This window comes from Streptomyces sp. NPDC049687, assembly GCF_044465285.1.
Classification (GTDB): domain Bacteria; phylum Actinomycetota; class Actinomycetes; order Streptomycetales; family Streptomycetaceae; genus Streptomyces.
Genome location: NZ_JBITLN010000006.1, coordinates 96,550 through 109,337, shown reverse-complemented (window position 1 = coordinate 109,337; position 12,788 = coordinate 96,550). Strand labels below are relative to the sequence as shown.

The window sequence follows — 12,788 nt, the reverse complement described above, 5'->3', positions numbered from 1 at the left end:
TGTGCCAGCGCCCGTCCGGTCACGGAGGCGGGCTTACGAGCCGAGAGCACGATTGCTCCGCTCCGCGGGGACCGGACAGACCGGAGAAACCCGCAGGGACCGGTTCGGCAGCGGTCGTTGTGAGGGCGCCGCCGTGAGGTGACGACACGGCCGCCCAGCTGTCGACGGCTCGACGGCTCGACGGCTCGACGGCTCGACGGCTCGACGGCTCGACGGGGAGCATGGCTCGCACGGCTGCGGCGTGGGCGAGCCGATCACGAGCTTCGGCGACGCAGCAACGTGGCGATGGTGACCGCTGCTACCAGGACACCTCCGTAGAAGACCGAAGAGACCCACGCTTCCAGCCCCAGCAGTTGGAGCCCGAGGATGCCGGTCGCCAGGAAGTAGATACCGATGAAGGTACCGATCGGGTTGAAGCGTCCGGGCACGACGATCGCGGTGCCGAGGAAGACCGAGGCGAAGGTCGGCAGCAGCAAGGTGTCGGACGTGGTGGGGTTGAAACCGCCCAGGGCCGCGACGGCGATGACCGCGCCGACACCGCACAGGGCTCCGGAGGCGACGAAGGAGCCGAAGCGGATCCGGTTGACACGGATGCCGGAGAGTCGGCTGACCTCTCTGTTGGCTCCGACGAAGCGGATGTGGCGGCCAAGGGGTGTGTACGCGAGCAGGTAGGCGAAGCCTGTCACCAGCACCACGCCGTAGTAGAACGAGATCGGCAGGCCGCACACGGTGTACAACGCGATCCTGCCGAACCCGGTCGGCAGGCCGCTGACCGTGTTGAGGTGCGACAACCACAGGCTGATGCCGCCGAGGAAGGTGCCCATTCCCAAGGTCACCACGATGGTGTTCACCCCGACCACAACGACGAGCAGGCCGTTGACCACACCGACCACGAGCGCGCCCAGGACGGCGACGACCGCCGCCGGCCACACTCCCCACCCGTGCTCCACGACCAGGACGGGCAGGATCGTGGCGGAGAATCCGAAGACGGCCGGGACGGACAGGTCGACGAATTCTCCGACGCAGACGGTGCACAGCAGGGCCATGGTGAGGAACACCAGCGCCTGCTGGGAGCCGAAGATGGTCTGGAAGGTTCCCTCGGTCAGGAACACCCCCGGCTCCGCGGCGGCATACACCGCGATCATGGCCACCCAGATGCCGATCACCGAGTAACGCGACGCGAGCCGCCCGGCCAGGGCGGAGGTCGACAACGGCCTCCCGGTCCGTGCCGCCCTCGGCGCGGCGGGAGGGGTGTCGAGGTCTTCCTGAACTTCCTGGCTGGTGACGTCCATCAGTCGCCCCTCCCCTTTCCCTGGGATTCTTCCTGAGGTACTTCCTGAACTTTTCCCTGCGGCCTTGTGCCCTCGCCGAACACCGCGTGGACGATGGCGGCCTGTTCCAGTTCGCCGCTCAGCTCCTTGGCGACCTGGCCGTCGCGGAACACCAGCACCCGGTCGCACAGCACCGCGAGGTCGACCGGGTCGATCGAGGCGATGATGATTCCGCAGCCGTCCCGCGCGGCCTCGCGGATCGCCTCGATGATGTCGTGGCGGGCGCCGACGTCGACAGCCTGCGTCGGTTCGTGCAGCACCAGCAGGTTGGGTGCGCCCGCCAGCCACTTGGCCAGCAGGACCTTCTGCTGGTTGCCGCCGCTCAGTGTGCGGACCGGCGCGTGCGGGTCGGGCGGCCGGACATCGAGTTTCGCGATCATCACGGCGGTCTCCTCGGCCTGCCACGCGGAGCCGGTCCGCAGTCGGCTGCCGCGGCGGCGCACCCGCGGCAGCGTCAGGTTGTCAACCACCGAGAGGTCTCCGGCCACCCCAGCCTCCAGGCGGCTCTCGGGCACGAAACCCACCCCCGCGTCGACGAACTCCTCCGTGCAGCCACGTCTGCGGTCCAGGGCGAGGTCGCGCCCGTGGACCGCCAGCGTGCCGGCGCATGCCGAGCGCGCGCCCGCCAGCGCCTCGGCCGCCTCGACGAAGCCCGAGCCGATCAGCCCGGTCACTCCGAGGATCTCCCCGCGCCGGACATCGAGGTCGAGGCCGGTCACCGCGCCGACCGCAAGACCCCGCGCCGAGGCGACGACCTCGTCCTGGACCTGGCTTTCGACCCGCCTGTGCGTGACGAGGTGACGTCCGAGCATCATGCGCGTGAGAGAGACCTCGTCCACCTCGGACGTGGGCAGGCCCGTCTCGACGACGGCGCCGTCGCGCAGGACGGTGACCCGGTCGGTCGATTCGACGACCTCCTCCAACTGGTGTGAAATGAGCAGGGCTGAGGTGCCCTCCGCGACGAGCGAGCGGACCAGTTCGAAGAAGCGGGCCCGCGCCTGCCTGCCGAGGGCTCTGGTCGACTCGTCGAAGACGATCAGCCCACCCCCCGGGCGGTGGTCCTGCACCGCCCGAGCGATGGCGACGACGGCCCGGTCCTCCGCCGAGAGCCGCCCGACCTGTCGGCCGACCTCCAGGGGGCGGCCCAGCCGGGCCAGGACCTGCTCGGCTGCCCGCTGCTCCTGGCGGCGGTTGATCCGCCGCGAGAGCCGGCCTGCCTGATAGTGCCCCAGCCGCACGTTCTCCCACACCGTCAGGTCGTCCACCAGACCGCTGTTCTGGTGGACGACCGAGACTCCCGCCTCGCGTTGCTGCATCGGGCGGACGGGCAGCGCAAGCTGCTGGCCGTCCACCGCGATGGACGCTCCCGGGTCGGGCGAGTACACGCCAGTGAGGATCTTGACGAGGGTGGATTTCCCGCACCCGTTCTGGCCGACCAGGCCGTGCAACTCTCCGGGGGCGACCTGAAGGTGAACCTCGCGTAGTGCCCGCGTCGAGCCGAACCTCTTGGACAGCTCGGCCACTTCCAGACGGTGGTGCCGTGGCCTGTCCGGCGGGTCGGTCTGCGAGTCGGCGCTCACGGTGTGTGCCCCCCTCATCGCCCCAGGCCCCAGAGCTTGGTGAAGTCCTCCTTGAAGGAGCCGTCGCCGAACCACTCACCCGAGGCCTGGGCCGCGGCCGTCACCTTGATGGTGCCGATGTTCTCCTTGGTGAACAGCCGTATGGGCTGGGCCTCGTCGACGGGTCCGGACTTGGTCATCATGCGCAGGAGCTGGTCGGTCACGCCGTACCCCATGTAGACCTGGTCCGCGACCACGACGGCCTTGACAACCGAATCGCCCTTGAGCAGACCCAGTCCGTTCACCGAACCGGCCGCTGTGGACAGGGAGATGCCCGAAGAACGCCCCGACTGCTGGATGCCCTGGACGGTGGCCTGGAGGCTGTCCTCGAACTCCGTGTAGTAATAGGTGGCGCCCGGGTTGCTCAGGACATTGGAACTCGCCTTCGAGGCCAGCAGCGCCGGCGTCGAGGCGGTGATCTCCTTGACCGTGACCTTGCAGTGGGGGCAGTACTTCTTGTAGATCGGCAGCGAGTCGGCCACCATCTGCTTCGCTGTGGGGCTGTCGGCATTCTGCGCGATGATCAGATTGGCCTTGCCCTCGGAATTGGCGATGATCCACCAGGCGATCGCGGTGGGCTGAGCACCCGCCCCCGGCACATAGCTCACCTGGTTGCTGTTCTTGACGCCGGGCGGGGGGTTCTGGTCCGCGATGACGATCGGGATGCCCTTGGCCTTGGCGGCGTCGAGGGCGTTCTGCGCCATGCCGTAAGGGATCGCGTCCAGGATGATCCCGGCCGCGTTCGCCGTGATCGCCTGCTGGACGCAGGAGGCGATCGCACTCGGCTGGGCCTTGCCGTCGCACACCTGCTGTGAGAGGCCGGCCTTGGAGAGCGCCTGCTTCGTCGACTGGGCCGTGGCGACGAAGGCAGGGACCTGCTGGACGATCGGGATGTAGAACACCTTGCGGCCCTTGAGCTTCTCGACGCCCGACACACTCGTGGTGGGAACGGGGTAGCTCTTGGTGGTGGCCTGCAGGCTCGCCACCTTCTTCTCGGCCGTGGCAAGACCCGATGTGGAACTGCCCTTGCCCGATGCGCCGGAGCTGCTGGACCCGGCGCTGGAGCCACCGCACCCCGCCAGCATCGCCGACGCGGCGAGCGCAGCCGTGCACGAGCCCAGCCACCTGTTTCTGATAAGCGCCATTGCTTATGCCTCCATGGACAAGCGTCCGAACTTCCTTGAGCGGACGATGGTTCGGTCCGGTATCACCCACCGCCACGGAGCGGTCGGAGAGGGTACGAGGGGAGCGCGTTCGGGCCTTCGTCCGCGGCTTCGGACGCGGCGGCACCTCAGGCGTGAACCACATCGCGAAGCGGGCCGTGGCTTCACCGGCCACAAAGGCGTCCTCGTCCACGTGCCCTCGTAGATCACGAACACCGCGGACGGCTTCGGATCGCGCGGCTACCCGGTAGTCGAAGAATTGAGACTCGGCTCCGCGATGACGCCGAGCACCTTGGCGACCCGATCCTCCGCGTGTGCACCGAGTGCTGGGCAGCGTTCACGAGCTGCACCGACAACCGCTGTCCCACCGCAAAGGTCCAGCTCGCGGACCAATCCCGTCAATGGCGCAAAGTGTCCGCACATCAGCAGACAGGCGGAAGCACACCGGCAACAAGTTAAGTTTGCGAGTCTCGCAGCGGCCACGGGCTCCACCGCTTCCTGGCGGTCGAACCCAAGCGGCGCCGACCACACTTGCGCCGCCCCACGACCAGGCGCGACACCGGGAGATCGATCGGCGCAGACGACGTGCATTGAGCAGTTGCGGTACGGGCCTTCCGCCCCGCGGTACGGCCGGCACGGCACCCCGGCGGGCGGGTCACTGCTCCGCCTTCTGCTCTCCGCCCTTGGACGTGGCTGGAATGCTGCCCTCACGTACATCCCCCCGCCGGGACCAGTGTGCTTGGTCGCCGCCTCAGGACACCCGCGTATGTCGAAGGACCCCACCGTTCCTTCCGTTCCAACGGCCGTCTCGTTGGCCCAGGCACCAGGGTTCCTGTCGCGCCACCTTAAGTTGCACCCCGCAGGCTCCCCCATCGCGCTCAGTCATGAGCAACCTTCCGCTGCGTCATCACGTGCGTAGCCGCCAGAGGAGCCACCCAGGATGTGCCCAACCGAAGACGACATGACATCGACCGAGCCCGGGGCCGCAGGGCCTCGACGAGGACCGGCCGACACACCTCGCCGGTCGGTGCTGCGAGCCTTGGCGGTCGGCGTCGGAGCCGCCACGCCGCTCTTCGCCGACCTGTCGGCCGCGTCGTACGCCCCCGACTCACCCCTGTCCCTGCACCTGCTCGGGACCAACGGCGGGCCGCCACCGCTGGCGCATCGCTACGGCATCTCGTCGGCGCTTGTGGTGAACGGCCGGACCTATGTCGTCGACTGCGGCCGGGGCGCCGTGACCCAGTACATGCGGGCCGGGCTGTCGCTGCCGTCGCTCGCGGGCATCTTCCTGACCCACCTCCACGCCGACCACATGGTCGACTACTACTCGTTTCCGCTGCTGGCCGCGGGTGCTGCCGGCTCCCAGGGGTTCCGTGATCCGGTGGAGGTGCACGGCCCCGGCACGGCTGGGATCCCCTCGCTCCTCGCCGGCGCGCCCGGGCCGCTGCCGGGAACCGTCGAGATGACGAGGCTGGCCGGAATGGCCTACGCCGCTTCCCCCACCTTCTTCATGGCCGAACACACCGGGAGCGACCCGGCGTCACTGCTGCGGGTGCATGACGTGCTCCCGCCGTCCTCCGCCGGTGCGTCCGCCACGAACACCGCGCCGCCGATGCCGCCCTTCACCGTCATGGAGAACGACGACGTGAGGGTCACCGCAGTCCTGGTGCCACACGGCGCGGTGTTCCCCGCCTACGCCTACCGCTTCGACACCGACCACGGCAGCGTCGTCTTCTCCGGTGACACCACTCCCACGCCGAACATCATCACGCTCGCCAGGAACGCGGACATCCTGGTGCACGAGGCCCTCTACCCCGGCGGGCTGGCCGAGCTCGGTCTCCCTCAAGGCCTGATCGACCACATCCTCGCCACGCACACGGACGTGAGCGATCTGGGCCGGATCGCCGCCGAGGCCGGGGCGCGCGCCCTGGTCGCCACCCATCTCAGTCCCGGGCACCCGGACATCGTCCCGGAATCGACCTGGCGTCGGCAGCTGAGCGACAGTGCGCGCCGCGCCGACTTCGGCGGCTCGATGCTCGTGGGTTCAGACCTCATGCACGTTCCGCTGCCTCGCCGCCGCACCCGCTGAGTCACCTTCGCCCGCCTCGGTGCGGATGAGAACCTGCGCCCAAATTCTCCCCGCACGGAACTCGAAATCGTCGACAGTCACCTGCTACCGTCCGCTAAAACGATCTAGCGACGCCTGCCGGAACCCACATGATCACCGTGTCCGTCCGGCGGACCATGCCGCCACCCGTCTCAGGGCGACGAAGGAACGCATGCGGCGTCGCGGCCATCGCACCGCCTTCGTGCCGCCATGACCGAGGGGCGGATCCGTGCGCAGAATTTGGAGCCGAGAATGAACCTGACCGATCATCAGCGCAGCACTTACGAGACGACCCTCCGATTGGGATTCGAGGCACCGTTCGTCACCGAGCGCCCACCGTTGTTCAGCCCTGCCGCCGCGGCCCAGGACATCGCCAACACCCACGGCTCGCTCAGCCGCTTCGCTCAGATGCTGATCCCCACGGAATATGCGGGATGGGTGGAGGAGACCACCGCACACGTCGAGTCGTGTTACGTCGGCGACTGGAGCTCTCTGCACAAGGTCGTCGTACGGGGGCGGCAGGCTCTGGAGTTTCTCGGCCGGCTGGGCATGCGGAACCTCGCTCGTTTCGACATCGGTCAGATCAAGCACCACGTCCAGCTGGACGAGAACGGCTGGGTGGCTTCCGAAGGTGTCCTGTGCAGGCTCGGTGCGCAGGAGTTCGTCTACACCGCGGGCAGCTGCGACTGGCTGCTCTGGCAGTTCAGCCAGGGCGACTGGGACGCGGAGGCGGTCGACATCAGCCCCGACCGGTTCATCTTCGGCATCCAGGGACCGGCGTCCCTGTACACCGTGGAGAAGCTCACCGGCGAGCCCCTGAGCGACATCGGGTTCAGCCGCAGCAGGATGGCGCAGGTCTCCGGAGTGCCGGTACGCGTGCTGCGTACGGGCATCTCGGGAGAACTCGGCTACGAACTCCACGGACCGGCGGAGCACGCGAACGGCATCTGGGCGGCGGTCGTGCAGAGCGGCCTGCAGTTCGGCATCAGGCAACTGGGCCTGCGCTCGCAGCCCGTGCAGCACATCGAAGCCGGCATAGCGACCAACGGCCTCGACTATCTGCCCGCCGCCATCCTCTCGCCCGGCGCACCCCGCCAGTTCCGCAGGGGCACGCCGACGGGCAGCTTCGTGCCGACCAACGGCGTTACCGACTACTTCCGCAAGCCTGGCGAACTGGGATGGGGATTCCGCAACGGTGTTCCCGAGCGTGACTTCCTCGGGCGGGACGCACTGGTGAAGGACGCCCGCGACGGCGGCCCCGGGCGCACTCTCATGGGTCTGGTCTGGGACAAGCGGGACGTGGCCGGGGTACTCACCTCGCTCCTGGAGCAGGGTGAAGCGCCCGACCAGATGGAGATCCCTCGCGGGCGCGGCCCTCACTTCGACCAGGTCCTCAGGGACGGCACTCCCATAGGGGTCGCCACAGGACGGACGATCAGCGCGAACCTGCGGCAGACCATCTCGCTCTGCGTCATCGAGCAGGCGTCCGCCGCCCCGGGAACCGAAGTGGCCGTGCTCTGGGGCGCTCCGGGCACGCCCCAGCGCGAGATCAGGGCGACGGTCACCGCGCTGCCCTTCAAGCCCGACCGTCGGCGTACGGACGTCACGTCACTCTGACGACAGTGTCGATGCCGTGAAGTGGGTCCGTGCGTCTACGAAAGACTTGCGCCAGCTGTGTTGGACGGAATGCAGCCGAGGGGGCTGGAACTGTTGCCGATGTAGAGCCGGGATCACGGTCATCGGGCGACGAAGAGAGACGCCGCCGGTCAGAGCGGTGGCGAAGACGATCCGGCGGGCGTGCTCGGCCAGCGCGGCGCCCGCGTCGGTGAGTGCCACCGGACGCTTACGCCGGTCGAACAGCGCGACCCCCGCCTCCCGCTCCAGTGCCGCGACATGCATGCTCACGCGGGGCTGCGAGCGGTGCGTCGCCTCGGCGGCGGCACCGAAGCTGCCGGTGTCCACGACGGCGAGGAACGACACGAACCATTCCAGCCGGACATCACTCCTGAGCACCGCGACCACCTCATCCGCACGCTGCCCCCGGTACACGGCGATGCAGCGTCCACTCCTCGGACCTCTAAGTCCAGCCACCGGACGCCCAGCATACGGAGCCGTCAGGGATCGGCGGCGGTGCCCGCCGGTACGGACGCGTGGTGCGCGGCGTCGGCCTCGTACGCCTCCCGGAGCGGCGGTCGCTGATGTGCAGGGCCAGGAGAGCGGCACGCAGGCTCAGCGCGGCCATGGTGAGAAAGCCGACGCAATTATGCAGCGGCGCCGCCGGACCCGGCGAGGGATGCCGACAGGGTGCCGGCCAGGGCCACGCCGAAGGCGGCGGCGGTCTGCCGCTGGATGTTGAGGAGGGTGGTGGCGTCGGCCGTCCGGGAGGGCGGGACCGCGACGAAGGTGGCGTTCTGGGCGCTCGTGCAGAGGAGGCCTACGCATCCGCCGAGGAGATGGATCGACGGGTACAGGGCGAGGGGATACGAGACGCCGACCGAGGTCGCCAGGAAAGCCATGACCAGCGCGGCTTCGGTGCCGCCTGCGACCATGAGACGCCGCAGGCCGAGCATATTGTGGAACCGGGTTCTGCTCGGGCATCACGACGTGGCCGGGGCGACCACAAGTACGGCACGGACGAGCAGAAGGCGCAGGAGACCTGCTCCTTGATCGACCGCCATGTGCGGGAAGCCGTCCGGCGCTGAGGAAACAGCAGTCGTCAACCGTCCCCTCCGATGGCTGGCGACATCCGATCCCGTCCTCTGTCAGACGAGGGGTGTCGGCGGGGTGATCCCGAACTTCTCGGCATTCCCCATGAGTTCGCGCCACACCTTGGGCGCCACGGGAATGCCGTGCTCGGCCCGTTCCACCGCCACGGCGGCGCTGCGCTCGCCCGGGTAGTACACGCCGTCGGCGCCGTCGGCGACCGGCAGGCCCTTGAGCGTGGACAGCGTGGCCTCGACGCCCTCGGTGAAGCCCTCGGTGCTGCCGAAGGCGGCCGGGTCGATGGCGATGAGCAGGGCGTTCTGGCGGTGCTTGCGGCCTTTCGGGTCGTCCGAGTGGAACGCGGCGAAGATCGGCGCACCGACCAGGACGCTGGTGAGCAGCTCGAACGCGAGGGACATGCCGGAGCCCTTGACGCCGCCCAGCGGCAGCGGCATGACCGCCTTCTCCGGGTCGGTGGTGGGGGTGCCGTCCTCGGTGGCGGCCGCGCCCTCGGGCAGCGGGGTGCCGCTCGCCTTCGCCTGGCGGATCCTGCCGAGGGCGATGGTGGCGGTGGCCATGTCCAGGAGCAGCGGGGCGTCACCGGACGACGCGTCCGTCGGTACGGCGATGGCGAGCGGGCTGGTTGCCACGGCGGCGCCCTTCACTCCCGTGTAGCCCATGTTGGGCATGCCGGCCACGAAGCCGAGACCGACCAAACCCTGTCCGGCGATCTTGGAGACGTAGTAGCCGATGGCGCCGGTGTGGACGGTGCCGCGCACGCCGACCGAGGCGATGCCGGTGGTGCGGGCCCGATTGGCGGCCTCCTCGGCGGCGGCGCTGAGGGCCACCGGGCCAGGGGCGCGGTCGGCGTCCATGACGGCGGCGGCCGGCGTGGTCGACTCGATGCTGATCTCGGCCTGCGCGTTGGCCACGCCCTTGGCGAGGAGCTCCAGATAGGCGGGGACGCGGGCGATGCCGTGGGAGTCGACGCCGCGCAGCGCGGCCCAGACGAAGACGTCGGCGGTGGTGGCGGCGTTCTCCGGGCTGAGGCCGCCCTTCTCCAGGAGGGCGGCGGAGAAGGTGCGCAGGCCCTCGGCGGGGAGGCGTACCTTGCCCGGCTTGGGGGTCGCTGTGTCGGTCATGATGGCGGGTGCCTCCTGGGTCAGCGGGTGACGAGGACGTCGACGACAGCGGTGGTGCCCTCGGACACGGCCTTAAGGGCACGCTCCAGCGCGGGCGCGAGCGCGTCCGGCACGTCGACGGTCTCGGTGTGCATGCCGAACGGCTCGGCGAACGCGGCGAGTCGGGGCAGCCGGTGCAGATCGGTGCCGAGCCACTCCCCCGTCTCGGCGGCGGCGCCCTCGGGGTAGAACCTGCGGTGGTTGAGGTTCATCGACTTGTAGACGCGGTTGTTGAACACCACGATGAGCAGCGGGAGTTCGTACGCCTTGGACGCGTCGTACGACGGGATGACCGGGTTGTACGCGAACGCGCCGTCGCCGATCGTGAGCACCACCGGGCGTTCCTGTGCGGCGAGTTTGACGCCGAGCGCAACCGCGATGCCTTGGCCGAGTCCGCCCTGCACGTAGAAGTACGAGTCGGGGGCGTCGGTCCGCACATGGCGCTTCACGATGCGGCTGTGTGTGATGGTCTCGTCGACGACGATCCCGTCCCGTCCCTCGAGCAGGGTGCGCAGGGTGGCGGCGACCAGCACCGGGTCGATGCCCTCGGACCGAGCCGAGGCCTTCGCCTCGGCGTCGGCGATGGCGGCCTGCTCGGCGGCGTGTCGCTCTTCCTGCGCGGCCCGCCGTACGGCGATCGCGGCCTCGTCGAGGTCCTTCGCCCGCTTGGTGAGCTGGCGCAGGGTGTTGGCGACGTTGCCCTCCAAGTACCTGTCGGCGTACAGGACCTGGTAGGCGACGTGTGGGCGCTGCGGCACCTCGTCGATGACGACGATCTGCGCCTGGGAGGGCCGGCGGGACGGCGGGTAGAACGGGGCGCGGCAGTTGACGAGGAGGATCAGGTCCGCCTCGTCCATCCACGGGCCGATGTCACTGCCGGCGTGCAGCGGGTGGGTGCGCGGGAAGTTGCCGCAGACCGCCGAGTCGGGCTCGACGACCGGGATGTCCCACGCCTCGGCGAGGGCGACCAGGGCCTCGAAGCCGCCCGCCTCCCGGCCCGCCGTCTCCGTGACGATCACCGGGTTCACGGCCTCCCGGATCATCTGCGCGACTGGGTCGACCTCTTCCGGCGAGCTGTGCGTGGAGCCGGGCGGCACGATGGACTTGGCCTCGCGGCCGTCCCAGTCCTCCAGGAGGATCTCCAGCGGGATGTTGAGGTACGCCGGTCCCGCCGGTGCCCGCCATGCCAGCTCCGCCGCCCGCGTGATCATGGTGGGCAGTGTGTGGACGCTGGCCGCCTCGTTGGACCACTTGGTGAATGGCTGAGCCACTCCATGCGGGCCACCCACCATGGACAGGTTGCGGTACCACTGGCCGCCCGGGTCCTGCCCCGGGCCGTCGCCATAGGTGGTCGACTCCGAAGAGCTGACCACCATCGAGACGCCCGCAAGCAGCGCCCCGTGGACGGACATGGAGCCCTGCAGCAGGCCGGGAGCCGCGTGCAGCAGCACTCCCTGCGGGCGGCGCTTGACGAGGCCGTAGCCCGTGGCCATGCCGACCGCGATGGTCTCGTGGGTCAGGTCCAGATACTCGGGGCAGGGCAGCCCGTCCCGGTGGCGCCGGGCCAGCGATTCCCACACCGGGGCCCACTCGGAGCCCGAGGAGCAGAAGAGGTAGTCGGCGCCGACGGCGTTGAAGGCGGAAACGAGAGCATCGCCGCCGTCGGCACCCGGGGAGTTGGTCGTGTCGGTCATCTCTCGTGCTTCCTCAGCCCTCGATCGGCCAGTTCAGGACCTCTGAGATACCGCGGCCCATGATCCATTCGAGCTCCTCGGGCGTGAAGTCCCAGTGCTTGGTGAACTGCTCGATCGTGTCGGTGTAGGTGACGCCGTGCCCCAGCAGCCGCGTGATGTCGGTGCCGTAGAAGCAGCGCTGCGGCCCCATCTTGTCGACCATCTCGCGCACGTACTTCTGGATGTTGTTGTTCGGGAAGGGCTGCGTGGAGTAGCCCGGGAGCGCCGAGACCTTGACGTAGATGTTCGAGTGGGCGGCCAGGTCAGCGGTCTCCTGGACCCAGTAGCCGATCGCGTCGTCGACGCAGCGGGCCATGATGCCCATGTGGTCGATGATGATCTTCAACTCGGTGTGCCTGGCGGCGATCTCGCCGAGCTCACGCTTCCAGATCGGGGCGTGGACCATGGTCGGGATGCCCAGCTCCGCGGCGATCGGCCAGTACCAGTCGTTGGTGCCGTCGATCATCCAGTTGCGGTCGATCGGCCGGTGGAAGGTCAGCCGAGTGCCCTTGACGTGCGGGTTCTCGGCGAAGTCCTTCAGCATGGCCTTGCCCTCTTCGGGCTTGTTCTGCGGGATGCGGGCCATGATGCCGAAGCGGTCCGGGTGCGCCTCGCAGGCTTCCAGGGCGTAGTCGATGCGGTCGCCCTCCCAGGAGGGCGGCAGGATCAGGGCCCGGTTGACTCCGGCCTCGTCCATCAGCTCCAGGGCCTCCTCGTACGAGAAGGGATCCTCTCGGTGTCCGTTGAGGCGGATGCGCTCCCGCGCGCCGGGGACCCAGGGGCGGTCCGGGGTCTCTTCCTTCCAGATGTGGATCTGGGTGTCGACAACGAACATGCTTTCAACTCTTTCTCTGGAGCGGCGTGGTGGGGTGGTACGGACGGAACGCTAGGCGGGACGCGAGACCTTGCAGAGCCTTGGGGATGCAAGCTGTTGTTGCGCGAAACACCGCT

The 12,788-nt window shown here is 69.0% G+C and carries 10 protein-coding genes; 2 read left to right on the top strand and 8 right to left on the bottom strand.

Annotated features, from left to right (window positions below):
• Nucleotides 1-254 precede the first annotated feature (254 nt).
• The 3 genes from ACIBVL_RS20010 to ACIBVL_RS20000 are packed head-to-tail and all read right to left on the bottom strand — an operon-like array spanning nt 255 to nt 4,095.
• On the bottom strand, nt 255-1,292 hold the full coding sequence (locus ACIBVL_RS20010; RefSeq protein WP_399098535.1) for an ABC transporter permease: 1,038 nt from the start codon (nt 1,290-1,292) through the stop codon (nt 255-257).
• Entirely contained in the window at nt 1,292-2,911 is a 1,620-nt protein-coding gene (locus ACIBVL_RS20005; RefSeq protein ID WP_399098534.1) for a sugar ABC transporter ATP-binding protein, read from the bottom strand. Before ACIBVL_RS20005 ends, ACIBVL_RS20010 begins: the two co-directional genes overlap by 1 nt.
• Nucleotides 2,912-2,925: 14 nt before the next feature.
• Complete coding sequence (locus tag ACIBVL_RS20000) at nt 2,926-4,095, bottom strand: sugar ABC transporter substrate-binding protein (protein WP_399098533.1); 1,170 nt, start codon at nt 4,093-4,095, stop codon at nt 2,926-2,928.
• A gap of 1,045 nt (nt 4,096-5,140) precedes the next feature.
• Here ACIBVL_RS20000 and ACIBVL_RS19995 point away from each other — a divergent pair.
• Both ACIBVL_RS19995 and ACIBVL_RS19990 read left to right on the top strand, forming a co-directional pair.
• A complete protein-coding gene (locus tag ACIBVL_RS19995; protein WP_399098531.1) occupies nt 5,141-6,202 on the top strand; it encodes an MBL fold metallo-hydrolase in 1,062 nt (353 codons plus the stop codon).
• Between the two features lie 270 nt (nt 6,203-6,472).
• Nucleotides 6,473-7,837: an aminomethyl transferase family protein gene (locus tag ACIBVL_RS19990; RefSeq protein WP_399098529.1), complete on the top strand. Its 1,365-nt coding sequence runs from the start codon at nt 6,473-6,475 to the stop codon at nt 7,835-7,837.
• Here ACIBVL_RS19990 and ACIBVL_RS19985 read toward each other — a convergent pair.
• From ACIBVL_RS19985 to ACIBVL_RS19965, 5 genes are all read right to left on the bottom strand, one after another.
• On the bottom strand, nt 7,829-8,269 hold the full coding sequence (locus ACIBVL_RS19985; protein ID WP_399098528.1) for a LysR family transcriptional regulator: 441 nt from the start codon (nt 8,267-8,269) through the stop codon (nt 7,829-7,831). The genes ACIBVL_RS19990 and ACIBVL_RS19985 overlap by 9 nt on opposite strands.
• Nucleotides 8,270-8,481: 212 nt before the next feature.
• On the bottom strand, nt 8,482-8,790 hold the full coding sequence (locus ACIBVL_RS19980) for a hypothetical protein (protein WP_399098527.1): 309 nt from the start codon (nt 8,788-8,790) through the stop codon (nt 8,482-8,484).
• Between the two features lie 192 nt (nt 8,791-8,982).
• Nucleotides 8,983-10,065: an Ldh family oxidoreductase gene (locus ACIBVL_RS19975; protein ID WP_399098526.1), complete on the bottom strand. Its 1,083-nt coding sequence runs from the start codon at nt 10,063-10,065 to the stop codon at nt 8,983-8,985.
• A gap of 20 nt (nt 10,066-10,085) precedes the next feature.
• Nucleotides 10,086-11,798 carry a thiamine pyrophosphate-dependent enzyme gene (locus tag ACIBVL_RS19970; protein ID WP_399098525.1) on the bottom strand — a complete coding sequence of 571 codons (1,713 nt, stop codon included), beginning with the start codon at nt 11,796-11,798 and terminating at the stop codon, nt 10,086-10,088.
• A gap of 13 nt (nt 11,799-11,811) precedes the next feature.
• On the bottom strand, nt 11,812-12,672 hold the full coding sequence (locus tag ACIBVL_RS19965) for an amidohydrolase family protein (RefSeq protein WP_399098523.1): 861 nt from the start codon (nt 12,670-12,672) through the stop codon (nt 11,812-11,814).
• Nucleotides 12,673-12,788: the final 116 nt, after the last annotated feature.

What these genes read in the sequence shown, in the direction of transcription:
- ACIBVL_RS19965 (WP_399098523.1), bottom strand. Translation starts at nt 12,672, where the DNA reads ATGTTCGTTGTCGACACCCAGATCCACATCTGGAAGGAAGAGACCCCG.
- ACIBVL_RS19980 (WP_399098527.1), bottom strand. Translation starts at nt 8,790, where the DNA reads ATGCTCGGCCTGCGGCGTCTCATGGTCGCAGGCGGCACCGAAGCCGCG.
- ACIBVL_RS19990 (WP_399098529.1), top strand. Translation starts at nt 6,473, where the DNA reads ATGAACCTGACCGATCATCAGCGCAGCACTTACGAGACGACCCTCCGA.
- ACIBVL_RS20010 (WP_399098535.1), bottom strand. Translation starts at nt 1,292, where the DNA reads ATGGACGTCACCAGCCAGGAAGTTCAGGAAGACCTCGACACCCCTCCC.
- ACIBVL_RS20000 (WP_399098533.1), bottom strand. Translation starts at nt 4,095, where the DNA reads ATGGCGCTTATCAGAAACAGGTGGCTGGGCTCGTGCACGGCTGCGCTC.
- ACIBVL_RS19975 (WP_399098526.1), bottom strand. Translation starts at nt 10,065, where the DNA reads ATGACCGACACAGCGACCCCCAAGCCGGGCAAGGTACGCCTCCCCGCC.
- ACIBVL_RS19970 (WP_399098525.1), bottom strand. Translation starts at nt 11,798, where the DNA reads ATGACCGACACGACCAACTCCCCGGGTGCCGACGGCGGCGATGCTCTC.